24 protein-coding genes and 1 pseudogene are annotated in these 22,924 nt (G+C 67.2%); 10 read left to right on the plus strand and 15 right to left on the minus strand.

Annotated elements, in window-relative coordinates:
- Positions 1-13: 13 nt before the first annotated feature.
- From AX690_RS23585 to clpA, 3 genes and pseudogenes are all read left to right on the plus strand, one after another.
- Positions 14-175, plus strand: a pseudogene (locus tag AX690_RS23585) (hypothetical protein); the annotation flags it as partial.
- Positions 176-217: 42 nt separating this feature from the next.
- Positions 218-547: an ATP-dependent Clp protease adapter ClpS gene (gene clpS, locus AX690_RS05665; protein ID WP_013079900.1), complete on the plus strand. Its 330-nt coding sequence runs from the start codon at positions 218-220 to the stop codon at positions 545-547.
- 12 nt (positions 548-559) lie between these two features.
- Positions 560-2,890: an ATP-dependent Clp protease ATP-binding subunit ClpA gene (gene clpA / locus AX690_RS05670; RefSeq protein WP_066681944.1), complete on the plus strand. Its 2,331-nt coding sequence runs from the start codon at positions 560-562 to the stop codon at positions 2,888-2,890.
- Between the two features lie 59 nt (positions 2,891-2,949).
- On the opposite strand, the gene AX690_RS05675 is transcribed toward clpA, so the two are convergent.
- A complete protein-coding gene (locus tag AX690_RS05675) occupies positions 2,950-3,384 on the minus strand; it encodes an HIT family protein (protein ID WP_066681952.1) in 435 nt (144 codons plus the stop codon).
- A gap of 53 nt (positions 3,385-3,437) precedes the next feature.
- On the opposite strand from AX690_RS05675, the gene AX690_RS05680 reads away from it, so the two are divergent.
- Together AX690_RS05680 and AX690_RS05685 are read left to right on the plus strand one after the other, a co-directional pair.
- The gene (locus tag AX690_RS05680) at positions 3,438-4,019 is read left to right on the plus strand and encodes a DUF4287 domain-containing protein (RefSeq protein ID WP_066681954.1); all 582 of its coding nucleotides are present in this window, start codon (positions 3,438-3,440) and stop codon (positions 4,017-4,019) included.
- Positions 4,020-4,089: 70 nt separating this feature from the next.
- Positions 4,090-4,578, plus strand: coding sequence for a pyridoxamine 5'-phosphate oxidase family protein (locus AX690_RS05685; protein WP_066681956.1), 489 nt, complete (start codon positions 4,090-4,092; stop codon positions 4,576-4,578).
- A gap of 22 nt (positions 4,579-4,600) precedes the next feature.
- Here the strand turns inward: AX690_RS05685 and AX690_RS05690 are convergent, their stop codons facing one another.
- The 4 genes from AX690_RS05690 to AX690_RS05705 all read right to left on the minus strand — a co-directional run bounded on the left by AX690_RS05690 (position 4,601) and on the right by AX690_RS05705 (position 7,566).
- Positions 4,601-5,773 (minus strand): GNAT family N-acetyltransferase, encoded by a 1,173-nt coding sequence (locus tag AX690_RS05690; RefSeq protein WP_066681959.1) that lies wholly within the window; start codon positions 5,771-5,773, stop codon positions 4,601-4,603.
- Complete coding sequence (locus AX690_RS05695; RefSeq protein WP_066681962.1) at positions 5,770-6,543, minus strand: glycerophosphodiester phosphodiesterase; 774 nt, start codon at positions 6,541-6,543, stop codon at positions 5,770-5,772. The genes AX690_RS05690 and AX690_RS05695 overlap by 4 nt, the downstream gene beginning before the upstream one ends.
- Complete coding sequence (locus AX690_RS05700; RefSeq protein WP_197426793.1) at positions 6,543-7,010, minus strand: RidA family protein; 468 nt, start codon at positions 7,008-7,010, stop codon at positions 6,543-6,545. The genes AX690_RS05695 and AX690_RS05700 overlap by 1 nt, the downstream gene beginning before the upstream one ends.
- A 121-nt stretch (positions 7,011-7,131) precedes the next feature.
- Positions 7,132-7,566 (minus strand): phasin family protein, encoded by a 435-nt coding sequence (locus AX690_RS05705; protein WP_066681968.1) that lies wholly within the window; start codon positions 7,564-7,566, stop codon positions 7,132-7,134.
- Between the two features lie 312 nt (positions 7,567-7,878).
- On the opposite strand from AX690_RS05705, the gene AX690_RS05710 reads away from it, so the two are divergent.
- Positions 7,879-9,186, plus strand: a complete 1,308-nt coding sequence (locus AX690_RS05710) for a D-alanyl-D-alanine carboxypeptidase (protein WP_066681973.1) — start codon at positions 7,879-7,881, stop codon at positions 9,184-9,186.
- A 173-nt stretch (positions 9,187-9,359) separates the two neighbouring features.
- Here the strand turns inward: AX690_RS05710 and AX690_RS05715 are convergent, their stop codons facing one another.
- From AX690_RS05715 to AX690_RS05725, 4 genes are all read right to left on the minus strand, one after another.
- On the minus strand, positions 9,360-10,580 hold the full coding sequence (locus AX690_RS05715) for a PLP-dependent aminotransferase family protein (protein ID WP_066681976.1): 1,221 nt from the start codon (positions 10,578-10,580) through the stop codon (positions 9,360-9,362).
- A 78-nt stretch (positions 10,581-10,658) separates the two neighbouring features.
- On the minus strand, positions 10,659-10,718 hold the full coding sequence (locus AX690_RS22730) for a hypothetical protein (RefSeq protein WP_106907314.1): 60 nt from the start codon (positions 10,716-10,718) through the stop codon (positions 10,659-10,661).
- 14 nt (positions 10,719-10,732) lie between these two features.
- The gene (locus AX690_RS05720; RefSeq protein WP_066682032.1) at positions 10,733-11,167 is read right to left on the minus strand and encodes a DnaJ domain-containing protein; all 435 of its coding nucleotides are present in this window, start codon (positions 11,165-11,167) and stop codon (positions 10,733-10,735) included.
- 73 nt (positions 11,168-11,240) lie between these two features.
- Positions 11,241-12,077, minus strand: coding sequence for a division plane positioning ATPase MipZ (locus tag AX690_RS05725; RefSeq protein ID WP_066681978.1), 837 nt, complete (start codon positions 12,075-12,077; stop codon positions 11,241-11,243).
- Positions 12,078-12,279: 202 nt separating this feature from the next.
- Between AX690_RS05725 and panC the strand changes: the two genes are divergently transcribed.
- On the plus strand, positions 12,280-13,143 hold the full coding sequence (gene panC, locus AX690_RS05730; protein ID WP_066681987.1) for a pantoate--beta-alanine ligase: 864 nt from the start codon (positions 12,280-12,282) through the stop codon (positions 13,141-13,143).
- 174 nt (positions 13,144-13,317) lie between these two features.
- On the opposite strand, the gene AX690_RS05735 is transcribed toward panC, so the two are convergent.
- The 5 genes from AX690_RS05735 to AX690_RS05755 form a co-directional block, all read right to left on the minus strand.
- A complete protein-coding gene (locus tag AX690_RS05735; protein ID WP_066681997.1) occupies positions 13,318-13,719 on the minus strand; it encodes a DUF1489 family protein in 402 nt (133 codons plus the stop codon).
- A gap of 217 nt (positions 13,720-13,936) precedes the next feature.
- Complete coding sequence (locus AX690_RS05740) at positions 13,937-15,898, minus strand: acetyl/propionyl/methylcrotonyl-CoA carboxylase subunit alpha (RefSeq protein WP_066681999.1); 1,962 nt, start codon at positions 15,896-15,898, stop codon at positions 13,937-13,939.
- Between the two features lie 7 nt (positions 15,899-15,905).
- A complete protein-coding gene (locus AX690_RS05745; RefSeq protein WP_082769524.1) occupies positions 15,906-17,219 on the minus strand; it encodes a DUF3667 domain-containing protein in 1,314 nt (437 codons plus the stop codon).
- 25 nt (positions 17,220-17,244) lie between these two features.
- Positions 17,245-18,084: an enoyl-CoA hydratase-related protein gene (locus AX690_RS05750; protein ID WP_066682003.1), complete on the minus strand. Its 840-nt coding sequence runs from the start codon at positions 18,082-18,084 to the stop codon at positions 17,245-17,247.
- A gap of 20 nt (positions 18,085-18,104) precedes the next feature.
- Positions 18,105-19,697, minus strand: coding sequence for a carboxyl transferase domain-containing protein (locus AX690_RS05755; protein WP_066682005.1), 1,593 nt, complete (start codon positions 19,695-19,697; stop codon positions 18,105-18,107).
- A gap of 200 nt (positions 19,698-19,897) precedes the next feature.
- Here AX690_RS05755 and AX690_RS05760 point away from each other — a divergent pair, with 200 nt between their 5' ends.
- Positions 19,898-21,661: a patatin-like phospholipase family protein gene (locus AX690_RS05760; protein WP_082769525.1), complete on the plus strand. Its 1,764-nt coding sequence runs from the start codon at positions 19,898-19,900 to the stop codon at positions 21,659-21,661.
- Here AX690_RS05760 and AX690_RS05765 read toward each other — a convergent pair.
- Positions 21,623-22,429: a methyltransferase domain-containing protein gene (locus tag AX690_RS05765; protein ID WP_066682013.1), complete on the minus strand. Its 807-nt coding sequence runs from the start codon at positions 22,427-22,429 to the stop codon at positions 21,623-21,625. The genes AX690_RS05760 and AX690_RS05765 overlap by 39 nt on opposite strands.
- 138 nt (positions 22,430-22,567) lie before the next feature.
- Between AX690_RS05765 and AX690_RS22735 the strand changes: the two genes are divergently transcribed.
- On the plus strand, positions 22,568-22,717 hold the full coding sequence (locus AX690_RS22735; protein WP_156449579.1) for a hypothetical protein: 150 nt from the start codon (positions 22,568-22,570) through the stop codon (positions 22,715-22,717).
- Positions 22,718-22,794: 77 nt separating this feature from the next.
- Positions 22,795-22,881, plus strand: a complete 87-nt coding sequence (locus tag AX690_RS22740; RefSeq protein WP_143324168.1) for a hypothetical protein — start codon at positions 22,795-22,797, stop codon at positions 22,879-22,881.
- Positions 22,882-22,924 lie beyond the last annotated feature (43 nt).

Raw genomic sequence — 22,924 nt, forward strand, 5'->3', positions numbered from 1 at the left:
CGCCCCTCTTGCGATGCGACATTTCGTTCACCATCTGGGCCTCTCAACCACGGAACCGTTCGCGCGCGGTCTTCGCTCTCCCAAACGTGAAGCCGATTTCCGAGGCGCCCCTGTGCTAAAGCGGCGCAGCGGCGCTTCGGCCTCTTCCAAAGCCGTCGCGTTTAAATATCTAATCGATCATAGGCGGCTGATTTGCCCGCCAGGAGAGAACAAGTCGATGGCCGAGCGGAAGCAAGGCGGACAAAGCAACGGCGCTGGGTCGTCGGTCGTCACGGAAGTGAAGCCGAAGACGCAGAAGCCTTCGCTGTATAGAGTTCTGATTCTCAATGACGACTACACTCCGATGGAGTTCGTCGTTTATGTGCTCGAACGGTTCTTTAACAAGTCGCGCGAAGATGCGACGCGCATCATGTTGCATGTCCACCAAAACGGCGTGGGCGTGTGTGGCGTCTATACATACGAAGTCGCAGAAACCAAGGTCGCCCAAGTCATCGACTCGGCGCGACGCCATCAGCACCCCCTTCAGTGCACGATGGAAAAGGACTGAGGAGCTTACCCGTTGCCCTCTTTTTCGCGCCCCCTGGAAGAATCCCTGCACCGCGCCGTGGCCTACGCCAACCAGCGTAAGCACGAGTACGCGACGCTGGAGCACCTTCTGCTTTCCCTGACCGACGACGATGACGCCGCCGGAGTGATGCGCGCGTGCGACGTCGATCTCGCCGCGCTGAAGAAGAGTCTTTCCAACTATCTCGATGTCGAACTGGCCTCGCTGGTCGTCGACGACGAGGAGGACGCCAAGCCGACCGCCGGCTTCCAGCGCGTGATCCAGCGCGCGGTGATCCACGTCCAGTCGTCCGGTCGTGAGGAAGTGACCGGCGCCAACGTGCTGGTCGCGATCTTCTCCGAGCGCGAGAGCCACGCCGCCTACTTCCTGCAGGAGCAGGACATGACGCGGTACGACGCGGTGAACTTCATCGCCCACGGCATCGCCAAGAAGGCCGGCGCCTCGGAAGCCAAGAGCGTCAAGGGCGCCAGCGCCGGCTCGAACCAGACCGAGGACGACGGCGAGAAGCCCAACGCCAAGACGGGCGGCGAGGCTCTGGAAGCCTATTGCGTCGACCTCAATGAAAAGGCCCGCCAGGGCAAGGTCGACCCGCTGATCGGCCGCGCGAACGAAGTGGAACGCGCGATCCAGATCCTGTGCCGTCGCACCAAGAACAACCCGCTGCTCGTGGGTGATCCGGGCGTCGGCAAGACCGCCATCGCCGAGGGCCTGGCCCGCAAGATCGTCACCCACCAGGTCCCCGAGGTCCTGGAAGGCGCCACCATCTACTCGCTCGACATGGGCGCGTTGCTGGCCGGCACCCGCTATCGCGGCGACTTCGAGGAACGCGTCAAGCAGGTCGTCAAGGAGCTGGAAAGCCACCCGAACGCGGTGCTGTTCATCGACGAGATCCACACCGTGATCGGCGCCGGCGCGACCAGCGGCGGGGCGATGGACGCCTCGAACCTGCTGAAGCCGGCCCTGGCCTCGGGCAGCCTGCGCTGCATGGGCTCGACCACCTACAAGGAGTTCCGCCAGCACTTCGAGAAGGATCGGGCCCTGGTCCGTCGCTTCCAGAAGATCGACGTGAACGAGCCGACGGTGGAAGACACCATCAAGATCCTCAAGGGTCTGAAGACCTACTACGAGGACTTCCACAAGCTGAAGTACACGGCCGAGGCCCTGAAGGTCGCGGTCGAGCTGTCGGCCAAGTACATCACCGACCGCAAGCTGCCGGACAAGGCGATCGACGTGATCGACGAGGCCGGCGCGTCGCAGATGCTGCTACCGGAAAGCCGCCGCAAGAAGACCATCGGCGTCAAGGAGATCGAAAGCGTCGTCGCCAAGATCGCCCGCATCCCGCCGAAGTCGGTCAGCAAGTCGGACACCGAGGCCCTCAAGGAGCTTGAGACCGACCTGAAGCGCGCCGTGTTCGGCCAGGAAGAAGCCCTGACCCAGCTGTCGGCCGCCATGAAGCTGGCCCGCGCCGGCCTGCGCGAACCGAACAAGCCGATCGGCTCGTATCTGTTCAGCGGCCCGACCGGCGTCGGCAAGACCGAAGCCGCCAAGCAACTGGCCCAAACCCTGGGCATCGAGATGCTGCGCTTCGACATGTCGGAGTACATGGAACGGCACACCGTGAGCCGCCTGATCGGCGCCCCTCCCGGCTATGTCGGCTTCGACCAGGGCGGTCAGCTGACCGACGCGGTCGACCAGCACCCGCACGCCGTCGTCCTGCTCGACGAAATCGAGAAGGCGCACGGGGATGTCTACAACATCCTGCTGCAGGTGATGGACAACGGCACACTGACCGACAGCAACGGCAAGAAGGTCGACTTCCGCAACGTGGTCCTGATCATGACCACCAACGCGGGGGCCTCGGACGCCCAGCGCAACTCGATCGGCTTCGGCCGCTCGAAGGTCGAGGGCGAAGAGGAAGCCGCGCTGAAGCGCCTGTTCACCCCGGAGTTCCGCAATCGCCTGGACGCCGTCGTGGCCTTCAAGCCGCTGACGCCGGAGATCATCCGCCAGGTCGTGCAGAAGTTCGTGATGCAGCTGGAGGCGCAACTGGCCGACCGCAACATCACCATCGAGCTGAGCGACGACGCGGCCGACTGGCTGGCCAAGAACGGCTTCGACGAGCTCTACGGCGCCCGTCCGCTGGCCCGGGTCATCCAGGAGCACATCAAGAAGCCGCTGGCCGACGACATCCTGTTCGGACGCCTGGTCCGCGGCGGCCACGTCAAGGTCGTGCTCAAGGACAGCAAGATCGACTTCGAGATCGACAGCCATGGCGATCCCAAGGCCGGCAAGACCGACGAGACCGAACCGGCCATGGCCGAATAGGCCTCAGCTTAAGACCAAAACGGAAAGGCCCGGAGCGATCCGGGCCTTTTTCTTTGGGCTTAGAGCGCGCTGGCGATCTTGGCCGCCAGGGCCTTCAGTTCCTCGACATCCGCCATGCCGCCCTCCCCGTGCCGGCCCAGGGCCTGGCCCTCGTAGCGGGGGATCACATGGAAGTGCAGGTGGAAGATCGTCTGGCCGGCGGGCGCGCCGTTGAACTGGGTGACGACCACGCCGTCGGGCTTCAGGGCCGCAACCACCGCCTTGGTCAGCTTCTGGGTCGCGGCGATGAGCTCGGCCAGCACCTCGGGCTCGACCTCAAGCAGGTTACGCGCCTGGCTGACCTTGGAGATCACCAGGGCGTGGCCGCGCGACTGCGGGAAGACGTCCATGAAGGCCAGGACCCGGTCGTCCTCGAACACCTTCACGCTCGGGATCTCGCCCCGGATGATCTTGGCGAAGATGTTGTCCGCATCGTAGCGTCCGTCGAGGCTCATGATCGTCTCCCTGTTCGGGACAGGTCGTAGCAAACCGGTCGAGAGGCGCAACCATGGACAACAAGCCTCACGGCCTGACCGAGCAGCAACAAAAGTGGTTCGCCTCGCTGGGCGCCAATCTTGAGCGCGAGACCGGCAAGACGCTGGAGCAATGGGTCGAGATCGTCCGCCGCGAATGCCCGGAAACAAAGCCCAGGGCACGCGCCGACTGGCTGAAGGCGACATACGGCCTGGGGCAGAACCGCGCGGCCAGCATCTTCGCCGTCGCCTATCCGAACGCCGGTGGCTGGGACGACGCGGCCGGTCTGCGCGCCGCGCTGTGGACCGATCCGGCGTCGACCGCGATCCTGGCCGCCGTGGAGGCCGCGATCGCCGACCTCCCCGACCTCGTGACCGGCCAGCGCAAGGGCTACACGGCCTGGTCCCGCAAGGCCCAGTTCGCGGCGCTAAAGCCGACAAAGGGCGGCCAGGCGGTGCTGGGTCTGGCGGTGACGCCCGACGCCTCCCCGCGCCTAGCCGAGCCGAAGAACGAAGGCTGGTCCGAACGCTTGAAGTCGAAGATCGCCCTAGCCTCCTCCGCCGACATCGACGCTGAGCTCAAGGCGCTGCTGACGGCGGCGTGGGACCGATCCTGAGGCCGCCAAGCTTCACCTTAGGAACGCGCCCGCCCCGGCGCCGTTCGTCTCCACAGCAAAGGAGACGACGATGTCCAAGGAAGCCGAACTGGCCGAAAAGTTCTGGAAGGCCCTGAAGTCCGACCGCACCGTGATGCTGGGCCTGGTCGAGCGCGAGAACGGCCGCGCCCAGCCGATGACCGCCGTGTTCGAGGGCGACCACTCCGGTCCGATCTGGATCTTTAGCGCCGTGGACGTGGACCTGGTCCAGGCGGTCGAGGGCGGCGAGCACGACGCCATTCTGCACTTCGCCTCCAAGGGTCACGACGTCTTCGCCACGGTCGAGGGCCGGATGCGCGTCGACAATGATCGCGAGACGATCGAGCGCCTGTGGAACCCCTTCATCGCCGCCTGGTACGACGGCAAGAACGATCCCAAGCTGCGCCTGCTGCGCTTCGAGCCCGGCGACGCCCAGATCTGGCTGAACGAGAATAGCCTGTTCGCCGGGCTGAAGATGATGCTCTGGGCCGATCCGAAGAAGGACTACAAGGACAAGGCCGCCGAAGTCCGCCTGCAGTAGCCGCCCCCAATCGGGAGGGGCCCTACCGCTCCTCCCGGAACGGGGAGTATTCCTCGGTCAGCATCTCGATGTCCGCGGCCACCGCCTCGCGCTCGCGCTCAAGATAGCGCGCCACCGGCTCGCGCAGCGCCGGGTCGGCGATCCAGTGCGCCGAATAGACCGGACTGGGCAGGTAGCCGCGCGCGATCTTGTGCTGCCCCTGCGCCCCCGCCTCGACACGCGGCAGGCCCAGCCGGATCGCGTGCTCGATGGCCTGATAGTAGCAGAGCTCGAAGTGGAGGAACGGCACGTCTTCCACGCAGCCCCAATGGCGGCCGTAGAGGCAGTCGCGGCCGATCAGGTTCAGGGCGCCGGCGATGAACGGCCCGCCCGGCCGGCGCGCCAGGATCAGCAGCACCTTGTCGGCCATCCGCTCGTTCAGCAGCGAGAAGAAGCGGCGGTTCAGGTAAGGCCGCCCCCACTTGCGGCTGCCGGTGTCCATGTAGAAGGCGAAGAAGGCGTCCCAGTGATCCTCGGTCAGGTCGCCGCCGGTCAGGGCGACGATCTCCAGCCCTTCCTGGGCGTCGCGCCGCTCGCGGCGAATGGTCTTGCGGCGATTGGCTGACAGCGCCGCCAGGAAGTCGTCGAAGGTCCCGTAGCCCCCGTTCTCCCAGTGATACTGCTGGTCCTGACGCAAGAGCATTCCGCGCTCGCCCATCCACCGCCACTGTTCCGCAACCGGAAAGGTCACGTGCAGCGACGAGGCGCCCATCCGCTCGCACAGCGTCAACGCCCCGCCGAGCAGCGCCGAGCGCCCCTCGTCCGCATCGACGTCCGGCCGCACGATCAGCCGCGAGCCGGTCACCGGCGAGAACGGCGAGGAGCATTGGAGCTTGGGATAATAGCGCCCGCCGGCGCGCTCATAGGCGTCAGCCCAGGCGTGGTCGAAGACGTATTCGCCCTGGCTGTGGGACTTCAGATAGAGGGGCATCACGCCCGCCACGGCGCCCGCCTCGTCCTCGACCGACAGGTGCTGCGGCGCCCAGCCGGTGCGCGCGGAAACGCAACCGCTCTCTTCCAGAATGGACAGGAAGTCGTAGGAGACGAACGGATCGCCCGTCGCCTCGGCGCAAGCGTCCCAGGCGTCCTTGCCGATCTCGGCGATCGCGCGATGGACGCGAACCGCCGGCCGGACGCCCCTGGGACTGCCCGTCACGCGTGGAAGCCCTCGAAGATCAGGTTGTCGCAATGGTCCTGCACGCCTTCCCACTGGTCGGGGCCGCGGACCGTCCAGGCGATCACCGGCATGCCCTTGGCGCGATATAGGTCGGCGCGCGGGCTGGGCAACATGTCGAGGCCCAGCGACAGGAAATCCGGTCGCGCCAGCTCCACCTGCTCCAGCGCCGCCAACGACTTACGCATCTCGGGCGCCAGCTTGCGGGCGTTATCGTCGTTCCAGCTATAAGAGTTGAGGCCGCGCAGGATCTGCGGATGATGATCGGCGAACCAGGCGTGGGAATACGGATTGAAGCCGATCACGGCGGTCGGGCCGTTGTGGTCGAGCAGCACTTCACTGACCCGCTTCTCCAGCGGGCCCACCTCTCCGAAGGGGGTCTTCAGCTCGATGAACACCATCGCGCGGTGGCCGATCATCGTCAGGGCGTCGGCCAGGGTCGGGATAGTCTCGTCCGCGCCCTTCAACGCCATGGCCCCGAGGTCGGCGGCGGTGTGGTCGCGCAAGCGCCCTTCCCGGCCCGTCATCCGCTCCAGCCGGTCGTCGTGGAAGACCACCGCCTCGCCATCGGCGGTCAGTTGCACGTCCAGCTCGATGGCGTAGCCGTGGGCGCAGGCGGCTTGGAAGGCGGCCAGGGAGTTCTCCGGCGCGCCGTCCGGGCTCCAGAGGCCACGATGGGCCGCCGGCGGGTCGAACAGGCGCTCCCACGCCTCGCCGAAGGTTTCGGTCGAGGGGCGTTCGCGCGAGCGCATCAGGCGATCTCCACCACCGCATCCACCTCGACGGCGAAGCCGAGGGGCAGCTTGTAGACGCCCACCGCCGAGCGCGCGTGGCGGCCGGCGTCGCCGAAGACCTCGACCATCAGGTCCGAACAGCCGTTGACGACCTTGGGGATGTCAATGAAGTCCGGGCCAGCCTGGACAAAGCCGCCCAGCTTCACCACGCGCACGACGCGATCGAGGTCGCCGTCGCAGGCGGCCTTCATCTGGGCCAGCAGGTTGATCCCACAGAGACGCGCGGCCTTCTGGGCGGTTTCCAGGTCAACGTCGACGCCGACCGTGCCCTTGATGCCGCCCGAAGCGTCCAACGAGATCTGGCCGGAGATGTGGACGAGATTACCCGAGCGGACGAAGGGCACGTAGTTGGCGACCGGCGCCACGGGCTGCGGCAGCTCAACGCCAATCGCCTTCAGACGCTCTTCGACCTTCGACATACGCAACGCTCCCACGAGTTTCACGGCATCCTTAACGCGCGCGGCCCAGCCGCAAAAGAAAAAAGCCCGGACCTTCCGGCCCGGGCTTCTATCGTTTGGATCGCGTCCGCAGACGCGCGAGCGGCTCTTAGCGAGCGGCTTGGAACTTCTCGACCGCGGCGCTCATGCGCTCGTTCAGCGGCTTGACCGAGTCCTTGATCGAGGCCGAGACGATCTCCGAGGCCTTGCTGACCTGGGCGATGTAGGCTTCGAGGGCCGACTTGGCCCAGGCGGTCTGCAGCTCGACGGCTTCCTGCACGCTCTTGGCGGCGGCCAGCGACTTGGCGGCGGCGACTTGGTCTTCGGCCAGCTTCTTGCCGTAGGCGAAGGTCTCGGCGCCCAGGGCTTCGGCGCCCTTGGTGGCGGCCGTCACCGAGGCGACGACGGCTTCGAGGTTCTTCTTCGAATGGGTGTTGGCTTCGGCCAGGGCGGCCAGCGACTTCTCGACGCCGTCCTTGAACGCTTGGTTCGAGGCGGTGGTGAACTGTTCGACGGTGTTCTTGACGGTTTCGGCGGCGGCCATGGGGTCTCTCCTGGGGAGGAAGGCGGCGGGGCGGAAGGGGCGAGCTGCAACTCGCCCATCAGCGCTTGGGACAACGGCGGTTTGCCATGTTGCAGTGCAGCAGTCAAGTATTTTGTGCAGCGCACCATAACCTAGGGTTACGCGCCGGACCGCCCATCCAAGCTGCAGCATTGGAACCACGCGCCCATTTTTTTCGCCCCTGCGGCATGTTCGCTCACCACTTGTTTACTTTAGCGAAAGGGGCCAGCCATCATGCTAAGGACACGCGTGTGGCGGTGCGGAACCGCTCAGTTCAGATGACGGACGTCCATCATGTTCGCCAAGCTTACCTCCGCTCGTTCCGTTCTGGCCGCCGCCGGCCTGGCGCTGGCGACGCTGTTTAGCGCCGTCGCGCCGACGACAGCGTCGGCCGCCATACCCTATCTCCAACTGAACGCTTCCGAGCCGAAGTACGCGGCGATCGTGATCGACGCCAATTCGGGCGAAGTCCTTTACGATAAAAGGGCTGACAGCCCTCGCTACCCGGCTTCCGTGACCAAGGTCATGACGCTGTACCTTACCTTTGAGGCGCTCAGCGAAGGCCGGCTTAAGCTGACCGACCGGGTCGTGATGTCCCCCCGCGCCGCCGCCCAGGCCCCGACCAAGATCGGCCTGCGCCCTGGCGAAAGCATGAGCGTCGACGAGGCCATCAAGGCCATGACCGTGAAGTCGGCCAACGACGTCGCCGTGGCCATGGCCGAGCGCCTAGCCGGCAGCGAGTCGCGATTCGCCGCCCTGATGACCCTGCGCGGCCAGGAGCTTGGCATGCGCAACAGCCGCTTCGTGAACGCCTCGGGCCTGCCCGACAGCCGCCAGATTTCCACGGCTCGCGACCTGGCCATCCTGTCGCGCGCCATCATGCGGGACTTCCCGCAGTACTACAGCTACTTCTCGGTGCGCGGCTTCACGTTCCGCGGCAACTACATCAAGGGCCACAACCGCCTGCTGGACAGCATGGAAGGGTTCGACGGCCTGAAGACGGGCTACACCAACGCGTCGGGCTTCAACCTGGCCGGCTCGGCCGTGCGCGACGGCCGCCGCCTGATCGGCGTGGTCCTGGGCGGCCCCTCGACCGCCTGGCGCGACAACAACATGGAAGATTTGCTGCTGACGGGCTTCGACGTGATGAAGCGCCGCGCCAAGGGCGAGCGGACCACGATCGCCGCCAACATCTATGAGGACGATCCCTCGGGCCCGATCCAGCGTCCTTCGGTCGAACAGGGCGACGGCGATCAGGCCGGCCTGAAGATCGTGCTGACCGAGAACCCGCACAACCCCGGCCCGATGAAGGTCTCCCCCACCCTGCGCGCCGCGCAAGCTACGGCCAAGCCGGCCAAGAAGGCTCAGGGCGAATGGAGCGTCCAGGTCGGCGCCTTCAAGTCCAAGTCGCTGGCCAACGAACAGCTGAAGCTGGTGCGTGGCCGCTTCGCCAAGGTCGTCGCCGACGCCGAGGCGGCCGTCGAAGGCGCTGGCGGCACCTTCCGCGCCCAGTTCCAAGGCCTGACCGCCGACGCCGCCCGCAACGCCTGCTCGGCTCTGAAGGCCAAGCGCGTGCCCTGCATGGTGCTGTCGCCGCGCTGATTTACACCGACCTCCCCGGCGAATGCCGGGGCCCAGATCGAACAAAAGAGCGCCGCGCGGCTTCGCGCGGCGCTCTTCGCATTTACGGCTGACGCCCAGGATGAATCTGGGCCCCGGCAGGAGTTTACGCTCGGGCGCGCTAAGCGCGACCCGTGGCGCCGGGCAGGTCGGAGTTAGGCCTCGGCCATCACCCGCCCGATCAGCCGGGCCAGGCGCTGGACGCCCTCCTCGATCTGCGCGTCGGTCGGCAGCGAATAGCTGAGGCGGATCGCGTTCGCGCGCTGGACCTCGGCGAAGAACGGCGCGCCCGGCACGAACGCCACCCGCTCCTCCTTGATCGCCCGCGCCAGCAGTTCGGCCCCGTCGATCCCCTCCGGCAGGTCGATCCACACGAACATGCCGCCCTCCGGATGCGACCAGGTCACGCCCTGGGGCATGGTCTTGTCGAGGGCCGCCAGCATGACCCGCGCCTTGTGGCCGTAAGCGCCGCGCAGGCGGTGCAGGTGCTGGTCGTAGCCTTCCGACACGGCGCGATGGGCGACCATCTGGTTGATCGTCGAGACGTGCAGGTCGGCGCCCTGCTTGAGCAGAACAAGCTTTTCGATCACCGCCTTCGGTCCGCAGACCCAGCCGATGCGCAGCGCCGGCGACAAGGTCTTGGACAGAGTGCCGAGGAACATCGTCCGCGCGTTGTCGATACCGCCCGAGCGGGCGATGTCCAGCGACAGCAGCGTGGGCGTGGACTCGCCGACGAAGCGCAGCTCGCGATAGGCCGCGTCCTCGACCAGGCTCCAGTCCAGGCGGTCAGCGAGCGCCAGCAGCGCCTCGCGCTCGGCCAGGGTCAGGCTGACGCCCGTCGGATTGGCGAAGTCGGGGACGAAATAGCCCAGCGCGCCCTTGGGCAGATCGACGTCCGCCGGCGCGGCCAGGGCGCCCTCCGGAAGGTCGCGATAGGCCGGCTCGTAGCCGTTGAAGGCCTGCAAGGCGCCCAGATAGGTGGGGCGGGCCACGACCACGGGGTCGCCGGGGCTGACGAACAGCTTGCCGATCAGGTCCAGCGCCTGCTGCGAGCCGGCAGTCAGCATGATGTTATGCGGCTCGCAGGGCATGCCGTCGCGCGTCATCCGCTCGGCGATCCACTGGCGCAGCGGCAGATAGCCTTCGCTGACCGAATATTGCAGCGCCTGGGCGGCCTGGGCCGGATCGCTCAGAACCGCGCGATAAGCCTTCTGAATCTCCTCGGCCGGGAACAGGCCCGGGTCGGGAATGCCGCCAGCGAAGGACAGGATGTCGGGCTGGTCCAGCAGCTTGAGAAGTTCACGAATCTCGCTGGCGCGGACGCGGGACATGCGCTCGCTGAAGCGCGAGGCCCAATCTTGGGTTTGGATGGTCATGGTGATCAGAAGTCCGGACTGGAAGACACTTTCAAGAGACGCGCGACGGCGGCTCGCCTGAACGGAGGGTTCAGGGCGTCATACCGAGCAGGTCGGACCCGAGGAACGGCGTCGCCAAAAGCGTTCGCGGTTGATCATGCCCTTGTCCTAGCTCAGCCGCGCCGCTTGATCAAACGATCCCGCGCGGCGTTCAGCTGGGCGGCGAGGCCTTCGGTGCCGCCGGCGTCGGGATGGGCCATGCGGATCAGGCGGGCATAGGCGGCCTTGACCTCCTCCAGCGTCGCCTCAGGCGCCACGCCCAGGATCGCGCGGGCCTCGGACAGGCTGAGCTCTTCACGCGGCGGGTGGACGACCTTGTGGCGAATGACCGGACGCCGCCGCGCCTCGGTGACGGTCCAGAGGCCGAGGACGCCCAGCACGATCCCCGCGCCCCACGACCCGCGGATGGCGGCATAGCCGGCGAAGGCGAAGGCGACGATCGCCGCCACGCCCGCCCCGACCCGCCAACCATCGCCCTTGAGCAGGTTGCGTCGGCGCGGCCAGAGCAGGAAGGCCAGGATAGCCACGCCCAGCAGCAGATAGATCATCATGACTCCAGACACGAAAACGGGCGGCGAGGTCTCCCCGGCCGCCCGCCCGTGGAAACATGTAGCTCTTGGACTACTGCGCCGCCAGCAGCGTCTCGCCGGAATAGGCCGACAGGCCCAGGCTGTGCATCAGGGCGCGAAGCTCCTGGCGCGCGGCCAGATGCTGCAGCGACACCGGCACCGGACGCACCTGCGGCGACAGGTCGGCGATGGTCAGGCCGAACGGGAACAGCTCGCGATAGATGACGCGGTCGCGCAGGCCGGGGCCGATGCGGAAGCCGACCCGCTTGGCCAGGGCCGTCAGACGGTCCTCGAGACGCTTGCGGTTCCGGGCTTCCGTCGTCGCCAAACGATTGCGCAGCACGACCCAATCAAGCGCCTGGCGTTGGCCGGAAAGAGCTCTCTGCTTACGGGCTTCCCAGACGGTCAACGAGTAAAGGCTGGGCTTGGTCAGGTCCATGCTGACCGGATCGACGTGGCCCAGCATGTCGAAGTCGACGAAGCTGTCGTTCATGGGCGTGACGATCAGGTCGGCGCGGCCGTGGGCCAGGCGCGAGACGGCGGTGTCGCCGCCGGGGGTGTCGATCAGCACGAAGTCGCACTCGGCCAGCCCCCTGGCGAAGGCGGCCTCGAAGCCGGCGATCTGCTCTTCTTCCGGTTTCTCGGCCAGGGCGATGTCGTTGTCCGACAGGCGCAGAGACAGCGGCTCGGGCAGCTCCAGCTTCTTGCTTTCCAGCCAGGTGCGGCGGTTCTCGAAGAACCGCGCCGAGGTGCTCTGGCGCAGGTCCAGGTCGATGACCGCGACCTTGGCGCCGCCGTACAGCAGCGCGGTGACGAGATGGACGGCGATGGTCGACTTGCCCGCCCCGCCCTTCTCGTTGCCGACGACGATGACCCGCGTTTCGGCCATGAGTTCGATCCTTGATGCGTCGCGACTCGCGCGACCTTGGACTGAAGGTTAACACGATGTTACCGCAGCCCCATGGGGTCAACGGCCTCCATCCACAGACCTAATTGTCGCAGCGCTCGTGGAAGGCGGTTTCCCACGCGTCGCAGTGGACCTTCGGTCGCGCGGAGGCCATAAGCCCTCGCCTGTTCGCGTGGAGGCTCCCATGACCCAACCGATCATCGTACGCACCGTCGCCGAAATGCGCGAGCACGTCCGCGCCTGGAAGGCGGCCGGCCAGCGCGTGGCCCTGGTGCCGACCATGGGCGCCCTGCATGAGGGCCACCTGTCGCTGATCCGTCTGGCGCAGCAGCACGCCGATCGCGTGATCGCCAGCGTCTTCGTCAATCCCAAGCAGTTCGCCCCGCACGAGGACTTCGACGCCTATCCGCGCGGCGAGGCCGCCGACGCCGAGAGGCTGGCCTCGGTCGGCTGTGACCTGCTGTTCGCCCCGAACGCCGCGGAAATGTACGCGCCGGGCTTCTCGACGCTGGTCACCGTGTCGGGGGTGTCCGAGCCTTTGGAAGGCGCGGCCCGGCCGCAGTTCTTCGGCGGCGTGGCGACGGTCGTGGCCAAGCTGTTCATCCAGTCGCAAGCGGACACCGCCGTGTTCGGCGAGAAGGACTATCAGCAGCTGCAGGTGGTCAAGCGCATGGCGCGAGACCTCGACATTCCCATCGAGATCATCGGCGCGCCCACCGCTCGGGCCGAGGATGGCTTGGCCCTCTCCTCGCGCAACGCCTACCTCTCCCCGGACGAACGCGCCGCCGCCGTGGCCCTGCCGAACGCCATGAAGGCGGTCGCCCAAGCCGTGGCGTCAGGCGGCCGGATCGACGATGCCGAGGCCGTCGCCGTCCAGGCGCTGAAGGCGGCGGGATTCCGCCAGGTCGATTATGTGGAAGTGCGCGAGGCCAGCGATCTGTCGAGATTGGGGCCTGGCCCGATCGGCGACGCCGAGGGCCGCATCCTGGTAGCGGCCTGGCTGGGCGGTACGCGCCTGATCGACAACATGGCCGTGGAACGGGTCTGACGCCGGAAGATCAGATCGGGGGTTGCAGCGCGATGAACACGCCGACGGCAAAGCCCACGAACAACATGCCCGCCCCCAAGACGGCGTAACCGGCCTTCATCGTCATTCCTCCGCTTCCCTGCGCAGAGGAAACACCCGCCCCGGTTGCTATTAAGCTAATAACGATCGTCGAAGTTACCAGGCGCCGAGTTCGCGCAGCTGCCGGGCCAGCTCCGGCGGCAGGTCGGCCGCCTCGCCTTCGCTAAGATCTGGCGGCGCGTCTTCGGCCGTCAGATAGCGCCAGCCCTGGAACGCTCGACGCGGCTGCGGCGCGACACGGACGATCGTCGGATCGACCGTGACCTCGCAACGCGACGCCGGTCCCGAACCGACCGTGTCGATGGCCAGGATCTTCTGGCGGCACAGGATCTGGCCCTTGAACACGCGGTACAGCGAGCCGCCATCCAGCACCTCGTCGATCCGCTTGGGCGTCATGCGCGTGTGCATGACCCAGGGTCGATCGCTCTCCTTGTGCCAGGCCACAAGGTCGTCGATCGAGTCACAGCCGACGACCAGCTTGATGATGTGCAGCGCCATGTTGGCTAGATAGCGCGCCAGGGCCGCATGGCAATCGCCTAAGCCGCGTCTGGCGTTCGCCCCCAGGGCGAAAGCCGTCGCCTCTTCGCCGCACGCCGTTATGCTGAAGTCATCGCGTCACACCAGAGCGCGATGACTCGGCGGATTCGTCCGCCAAGCGCCGCCGCTGTGGACGTTGTCGCATGCGTCCGAGCGGCGGTTTTCTTTTGGGCCCACGCTAGGCGGCGCCCTCCAGCTTCACCAGCACCACGCCCTCGCTGACCTGACCGCCCGCCGAGGCCGAGAGTTCGGCGACGACGCCGTCGAACGGCGCGACCAAGGCGTGCTCCATCTTCATGGCCTCCAAGGTCAGCAGGGTCTGGCCCTTGCTGACCGTCTGGCCGGCCGAGACCGCGACCGAGACGATCTTGCCCGGCATCGGCGACAGGATCGCGCCGTCCGAGGACGCGCCCTCGCCAGGCCCGCCGACGTGCGCCTCGAAGTCGAAGGCCTGGACGTCGCCGCCCTCGAACACGTGGATCGGTCCCTTGCCATAGGTCGTGGGCAGCCGCGCGACCTCGTCGAAGGTCCGGCCATCGGCGTGGCGGATGTCCCAGGACCAGTCCTCGGTCCCGCCGCCCAGCAAGGCCACCCGCAACGGCGTCGGCTTGCCGTCCACCGCCATCGGCAGGGTCATGGCCGCGCGGTCGGCGTTCATCCGGAAGCCCAGCAGCTTGGATGGCGCGCTCTCCCACGGGTCGGGCCGCGCCTCGGCCTCCAGGAAACTGTCCAGCCGCCAGCCGATCGCGGCCATCGCCGGCTCGTCGCTGAAGGTCCGCTCGGTCAGTTCCTCTAGCCGCGCCTCGATGAAGCCGGTGTCGACCGCGCCGTCGACGAAGTCGGGATGGCTGGCGCACTTCGCCAGGAAGGCGGCGTTGGTCTTGACCGGCCACACCTCAACCAGGGCGCAGGCCTCGGCCAGGCGCTGGGCGGCGTCCTCGCGATCGACGCCGTGCGCGATCAGCTTGGCGATCATGGGGTCGTAGAAGGCGGTGACCTCGCCGCCCTCCTCCACCGCGCTGTCGACGCGCACGTCGCCCTCGGGCAGGCGGAAGTGCTTCAGCTTGCCGGTCGAAGGCAGGAAACCCGTAGCCGGGTTTTCGGCGTAGAGGCGCGCTTCCATGGCCCAGCCGTCCAGGGTGATCTCGTCCTGCTCCAGCGGCAGGCGCTCGCCGGCGGCCACGCGCAGTTGCCACTCGACGAGGTCCTGGCCGGTGACCATCTCGGTGACCGGATGCTCGACCTGCAGACGGGTGTTCATCTCCATGAACCAGATGCGATCGGCGCGCAGGCCTTCGCTGGCGTCGGCGATGAACTCGACCGTGCCCGCGCCGACATAGCCGACGGCCTTGGCGGCCTTGACCGCAGCGGCGCAGACGGCTTCCCGGGTCTTCTCGTCCATGCCGGGGGCCGGCGCCTCCTCGATAACCTTCTGGTGGCGGCGCTGCAGCGAGCAGTCGCGCTCGAACAGGTGGACGACATTGCCGTGGCTGTCGCCGAACACCTGCACCTCGATATGGCGCGGACGGGTGACGTACTTCTCCAGCAGCACCCGATCGTCACCGAACGCGGCGGCGGCCTCGCGCCGGCACGAGCCGAGGGCGGCCTCGAAGTCCTGCGGCCGCTCGACCTTGCGCATGCCCTTGCCGCCGCCGCCGGCCACGGCCTTGATCAGCACCGGATAGCCGATCTTCCCGGCCTCGACCGCCAGGCGCTCGACCGACTGGTCCTCGCCCAGATAGCCGGGCGTGGTGGGCACGCCGGCCTCGATCATCACCGCCTTGGCGGCGTCTTTCAGCCCCATGGCGCGGATCGCCGAGGGCGGCGGACCGATCCAGGTCAGGCCGGCGTCGATCACGCTCTGGGCGAAGTCGGCGTTCTCGGACAGGAAGCCGTAGCCGGGATGGATCGCGTCCGCCCCCATCTGCTTGGCCGCCGCCAGGATCTTGCGCGGGTCGAGATAGCTGTCCTTGGCCGGCGCGGGCCCGATCAGGATCGCCGCGTCCGCCTCCATCACGAACGGCGCGTCCGCGTCGGCTTCCGAATAGACGGCGATCGTCCGCACGCCCAGTTCCCGGGCGGTGCGGATGATGCGGCGGGCGATCTCGCCACGATTGGCGATCAGGACGGAAGCGATCAAGCGGGACCTACATCTGAGAAAGGGTGAACACCATCAGACCCGTGACCAGGGTCGCGAAGGCGAAGACGCTCATGAACCAGACGATCAGCGTCTTGAAGATGGCCCCCACGACGGTCGAGCCATAGCCGCCGCGCAGGGTCTGGAAGAGGTTGATCGGCGTCCAGAAGGTCAGAATGGCGAACCACGGGCCTATGAGCGCGGCGGGCAGCACCATGCCGATGGCGTTGGTCAGGAACGCGAACGACAGCAGGTTCGTCGCCACCAGCAGGTGGTCGTAGATATAGAACTGCCGACGGTTGACATAGACCAGCGCCAGGCTGAGGCCGACAATCGGCAGCAGCAGCACCGCCAGGCGGTGCGCCCAGCCGAACATCACCAGGATATAGTAGTCGGGATTGGCCACGGCCTTGGCCAGGCCATCCTTTAGCCAGTTCTTGACGCCGTCCTTGCCCCCATGGCCGCCCAGATCGATATCGGCCTTGACCTCCTTGTGGGCCGCGCCGTCGGGCGTGACCACGTTGAAGTGCTGGCCGCCGATATTGGCCTCGCCAATTTTCCGGGTGCTTTCGTCGATGGCGCCCACATCCTGCAGGTCCAACCCGCGGATCTGTTCGGCGGCGTCCTGGCCGCGCTTCTCGATCTTGGCCTTGGCCTCGGCGGCGGCGTTGGGGTTCTTCTCCAGCGCGTCGGCCTCGGCGATCTTGGCGGCGTAGCGATCCTGGGCCTTCTTGACCCTCTCGTCATAGTCGGCGGCGATCTCGGCCTTATCCGCGCCCGCCTCCTTGAGCGCCTCGTCACGCGCTTCGGCGGCGGCGCCGAGGCGGCTATCGCGGGTCTCCACGGCGTCCTTGCGCATCTCGTCGGCCTTGGCCTTGCGGCCGGCGGGCGTGGCGAGCGCCGCGATCTCTTTCTCTTCCTTGAGCTCGATCTCGTGGCGGATGTTATGGATGGCGTGTTCGGCCGCGAAGATGAACAGCAGCAGAGCAACGAGGAAGGTGCGGAACGGCGGCGCGTGCCGCGCGATACGCCCCTCCATCAGGTCCTTGGCCAGCTTGCCCGGCTTGAAGAACAGCAGCGGCAAAGTGTTCGCCAGGCGACCATCAAGGTGGAACATCCCCTCGATGGTCTCCCAGATCAGGTGCAGGATGGATCGGTGGTGCGTGTCGGCGTTCTGGCCGCAGCTATAGCAGTACCAGCCCTCCAGGGGCGTGCCGCAGTTCTTGCAGGGCTCGCCCTTGTGGGGAAACGGCTTCTTCCTCGCGCCGACCAACCCGCCCGCCGAGTCCGCCGCCGCCGCTTCCATCTCCGCCCCTGTCACCACGCCCACGCTCCCCCTGAAGTTGACTCTATTCAACCCAGGACGGTTTACGACGCGCGAGGAAGGCGCGCACGCCTTCTTGTCCTTCCTCGGACACGCGGCGGCGCGCGATGCGGCGCGCGGTCTCTTCCACCAGGCCTTTGTCGAGTTTCTGACCAGCGAAGTCGTTGACCAGCGCCTTGGCGTCGCCGATCGCGCCGGGCGCGCAAGGGACCATCTCCTCGATCAGGGCGTCGCGCGCCGCTTCCAGCCCCGCCACATCGTCGAACACCTCGTCGACCAGGCCGTAGCTCCAGGCGGCGTCGGCGTCGAACACGCGAGCGGTGGCGAACAGCAGTTTGGCGGTGCGGGGCCCAAGCGCGGCGATGACATAGGGGCTGATCGTCGCCGGGGTCAGGCCGAGCTTCACTTCCGAGAACGAGAACTTGGCGTCCGCCGTGGCCAAGGCGTGGTCGCAAGCCGCCACGAGACCGGCTCCGCCGCCGTAGGCCGAGCCCTCCACCAGGGCCACGGTCAGGGCCGGGATGTCGTGCAAGGCCTTGAGCATATGGGCCAGCTCGAGCGCGTCCTCGCGATTGTCGTCCTCGTCCCACTCGACGGCGTCGGCCATCCAGGAGAGGTCCGCGCCGGCGCTGAACGTCCCACCGACCCCGCGCAGGAACACCACGCGCACGCCCTCGGCCCCGTGCAGGGTCTCGAAGGTCTGGCGCAGGGCCGAGATGGTCGCCGCGTCGAAGGCGTTCTTCTTCTCGGGACGATTGATCCAGACGGTGACCGCGCCCTCGGGCGTGCTCTCCATGTGGACCAGCGGGCTCATCGCGTCGGTGTCGGGGACCTCGACGATGGGATCGGCGATGGGGTTGGTCATGGGGCTACTCCTTTGGGACGCTACATCCGGAAGACGCCGAAGGTCGTCTCCGGGATAGGGGCGTTGAGACTGGCCGAGATTGCAAGCCCCAGAACGTCCCGCGTTTGAGCCGGGTCAATGATGCCATCGTCCCAGAGCCGCGCGGTGGCGTGGTACGGATTGCCCTCGTCCTCGTAGCGCTGGCGGATCGGCGCCTTGAAGGCCTCGGCCTCCTCCGGCGTCCACTTGGCCGCGTCGCGGTGGACCGTGGCCAGCACGCTGGCGGCCTGCTCGCCGCCCATCACCGAGATGCGGCTGTTGGGCCAGGTGAACAGGAAGCGCGGGCTGTAGGCGCGGCCGCACATGCCGTAGTTGCCGGCCCCGAAGCTGCCCCCGATCAACACGGTGAACTTGGGAACCTCGGCCGAGGCGACGGCGGTGACCAGCTTGGCCCCATCCTTGGCGATGCCGCCAGCCTCGTACTTGCCGCCCACCATGAAGCCCGAGATGTTCTGCAGGAAGACCAGCGGGATCTTGCGCTTGCAGGCCAGCTCGATGAAGTGCGCGCCCTTCAGCGCGCTCTCGCTGAACAGCACGCCGTTGTTGGCCAGGATCGCCACCGGCTGACCCCAAATGCGCGCGAAGCCGCAGACCAGGGTCGTGCCGTACAGCGCCTTGAACTCGTCGAACCTGGAGCCGTCGACAATGCGGGCGATGACCTCGCGCACGTCGTAGGGCGCGCGAACGTCCGTTGGGACGACGCCGTACAGTTCCTCGGGGTCGTAGAGCGGCGGCTCGGCCTCGGTCAGGACCAGCTGGTCGGGCTTGGAGGTGTTCAAGTTCGCGACAATCGAGCGGACGATCTCCAGCGCGTGCTCGTCGTTCTCGGCGACGTGGTCGACCACGCCCGAGCGACGGCCGTGCGTCTCAGCCCCGCCCAGCTCCTCGGCGCTGATGACCTCGCCGGTTGCGGCCTTCACCAGCGGCGGGCCGGCCAGGAAGATGGTGCCTTGATTGCGGACGATCACGGTCTCGTCGCTCATCGCCGGGACATAGGCGCCGCCGGCGGTGCACGAGCCCATGACACAAGCGATCTGCGGGATGCCCGCGGCGCTCATCCGCGCCTGGTTGAAGAAGATGCGGCCGAAGTGGTCGCGGTCGGGGAAGACCTCGGCCTGGTGCGGCAGGTTCGCGCCGCCGCTGTCGACCAGATAGACGCACGGCAGGCGATTCTGGGCCGCGATCTCCTGGGCGCGCAGGTGCTTCTTCACCGTCATCGGGAAGTAGGCGCCGCCCTTCACGGTGGCGTCGTTGGCGACGATCATCACCTCGCGGCCGGACACCCGGCCGACGCCGCAGATGATTCCCGCCCCTGGCGCCTCGCCGCCGTAGAGGTCGCAGGCCGCCAGCTGGCCGATCTCCAGGAAGGGCGAGCCGGCATCCAGCAGGCGTTCGACTCGCTCCCTCGGCAGCAGCTTGCCACGGGAGGCGTGGCGCTCGCGGGCGCTCTCCGGGCCGCCCAGGGCCGCCTCGGCCACCTTGGCGCGCAGTTCGGCGACCAGCGCGCGATTGTGCGCGGCGTTGCGGGCGAAGGCGTCGCTGGACGCGTCGATAACGGAGTTCAACTTCGGCATGACCGACGCTTAGCCTTTTCCACCCACCCCCGGAAGTCGGAGTTTTTTGGACCCCGAAGCCGAAGATTCAGAGCCAAAACCGTTCTTAGACATTTTATCTTCCAGAGCAATGATTGCGCCTGAACGCGTGCTCGGGGTCAAGCCTGCCGATCGTGCGAGGCCGTTTACAGCTTCGCCCTGCCGGCTCTACGGTCCGCGCCGTGGAAACGCCCCTGCCCGATGACTCGGCCCTAGCGCGCCTCTTCGCCCGCGAGCGGCGGAACGGAACGGCGGCGTGGTTCTCGCTGCCCGGCGGCGCGACCCTGTTCGAGCCTGGGGAAGCGGCCGACCAGCTCTATTTCCTGAAGACGGGCCGTCTGGGCGCTTTCCGCCGCGAGCCCGGTCAGGAGCCCCAGTTCCTGGGGCTGATCCGCCCCGGCGAGCCGGCCGGCGAGATGGCGATGATCGGCGACACCGCCCACTCCGCCAGCATGGTGGCCTTGCGCGACAGCGAGATGCTGGCCGTGCCCCGCGACGTCTTCTTCGAGGCGGCCGAGGAAGATCCCAGCGTCCTGCTGGAGTTGTCCCGGCTGATGATCCATCGGGCCCGCCAAGCGCGAAGCCAGCCGGCGGTCGGCGATCCATCGGTGTTCGGCTTCATCGCCGTCGAGCCTGGCGCGCCGATCCGGCCGATCGTCGAGCGCCTTGGCCGTTGCATCGAGAACCTGGGCTACACGGTCACGGTCGAGGGCGGTGAGGCGCTGCTGGCGCCGACCGAGTGGTTCGGCAATGTCGAGCACGCCCACGACTTCGTCCTCTATGTCGCCGAGGCCGACGAGACCGCCTGGAAGCACGTGGTCGGCCGGCAAGTGGACCGCCTGTTCCGCGTGGGGCGCGGCGACCGCCCCCCGCCGACCGTGATTCCCAGCTACGCTTCGGGTCCCCTTCAGGCCCAACGTCTTGTCGATCTGATCCTGCTGCAATCGGCCAGCCTTGTTCGCCCCAGCGGGTCGGAGGCTTGGGTCGCCGCGACCCAGCCCGCGCGCGTGTTCCATCTGCGCGAAAACGGCGTAGCCGATCTGCAGCGGCTGGCGCGGGTGATGACCGGGCAGTCCGTGGGGCTGGTTTTGTCCGGCGGCGGCGCGCGGGCCTACGCCCATATCGGCGCGATCCAGGCCATGCGCGAGCGGGCGATCCCGATCGACTTCGTCGGCGGCGCCTCGATGGGCGCGATCATCGCCGCGGGCCTAGCCATGGGCTGGGACGACGGCGAGATGGAGGCGCGTATCCACAAGGCCTTTGTCGATTCCAGTCCCTTGGACGACATCGCCTTTCCGATGATCGCCATGACGCGCGGCGAGAAGGTCAGGGCGCGCTTGGAAGAGCATTTCAGCGGCGTCGAGATCAGCGATCTCTGGCTGCCGTTCTTCTGCGTCTCGTCGAACCTGACCTCGGGCGCCTACCAACTGCATCGCACGGGCGAGCTGCAGGCGGCTTTGCGGGCCTCGATCGCTCTGCCCGGCGTGATGCCCCCGGCCACCTTCAACGGCTCGGTGCTGGTCGATGGGGCGGTGATGAAGAACTTCCCCGCCGACGTCATGCGCGCGCTCCAGCCTGGTCCGATCGTCGGCGTCGACGTCACTCGCGGCCGCAGCATCACGCCGGACGACATCGTCACCCCGCCCTCCCTCTGGAACTGGATCACCTCAGGCGAGTGGCGGCGCGGGCCGCCGATCGTGGCCCTGTTGATGCGGGCGGCCACGGTCACCTCCGGTCGCGACATCACCGCCGCGCGCGAGGCCACCGATGTTCTGATCACGCCGAAGCTGGAGGGCGTCGACATCCGCGACTGGCGCGCCTTCGAGCCCTCGGTAAAGGCCGGGCGCGTCGCCGCCGGCTTCGCACTGGACACGCTGCGCCAGCCCGTGACGACGCTGCGTCGCCGCCTAAGTCTGCGCGAACGCCAAGCCGCCTCTGGCCGCTGACCGTCGGGCCACGATGAACAGGCGCTTGAAGGGAAACAGCGTCACCCCGTCCTCCCGGCGCGGGAACCGGCGCGCCAGCCGAGCGCGCCAGGCGTCCAGGAACAGCGACCGCTCCCCATTATCCAGCGCGTCGAGATAGGGGCGCAGGGTCGCGCCCATCGTCCACTCGACGATCGGGTCCTCGCCGCGCAACGCGTGCAGATAGGTGGTGGTCCAGATGTCGATCTCGCCGCACAAGGGCGCCAGCCAGCTGTAATAGTCTTCGGGCGACGCTGTCGGGCCAGCGCCGGCGATGTTCGTCAGCTTGGCGGCCCACGTCCCCACCTGGATGACCTCGGCCAAGCTGCCGCGCCAGCCCAGGCTGTCGACCACCGGGACCTGGATCGCCAGGACGCCCGACGGCGCCAGAGCGGTCGCGAGCCGGGGAATTAGCATCTTATGATCGCCCACCCAGTGAAGAGCGGCGTTGGTGAAGATCAGGTCCGCTGGCGCGTCAGACGAGAAGTCCTCGATGCCGCCCTCGATCCATTCCACGCGATCTGAAAGCGCCCGGGCTCGCCGCAGCATCTCGGGACTGGAGTCCAGGCCGCGCACTCTAGCCTGCTGAAAACGCTCAGCTAGTGCGGCGGCTTGCTCGCCCATGCCGCAGCCCAGGTCCCAGATTTCGCGCGGCGCCATATCGGCCGGCAGCATCGCCATGAGGTCTTGAGCCGGCCGTTCGCGGTATCGGCGGTAGAGGGCGTAGATGTCCGGATCCCAACGCGCCATTCTATCCCTCTCCGGTGCGACAATCCGGCGTCGTGCAACTTCGCCGTCTGTGAAGAATTCTTCTCACGCGAGAAGATTCATCATACTGTCGGAAATAGACCTCCGACAGAGGGGCCACAGGGAAGGAAATCACGCGGAATGGTCACGCAGATTCATCTGGCTCCCGGCGGCGCGCCCGCCCCAGCCCAAAACGTCCGCAAGCTGAACCTTAGCCGCCCTCTGGCGGTCGGCGCCGCCGTGGTGATGTGGGCTCTGATCCTGATCGGACTTCGCCTGCTGACGCTTTAACCGCGACTTCGGGTCGCGTCGGGCGCCTCTTCCCATCTTAGCGGAAAGGCCCATATCCTCCTTGTGTTGTTCAACCACTGAAAGGAGGTGATCCAGTGTCTCATTGTCTCCAACCGCGGTCGCAAGTCGTGACCTGGAGCCTGAAGAACGAGGTCTCCGCCTAGGGTGTTGAGCACCCAGGTTTAAGTCACACGCTGCGAAAGCGGC

It is taken from the genome of Caulobacter sp. CCH9-E1 (genome assembly GCF_001556515.1).
Lineage (GTDB): Bacteria > Pseudomonadota > Alphaproteobacteria > Caulobacterales > Caulobacteraceae > Caulobacter.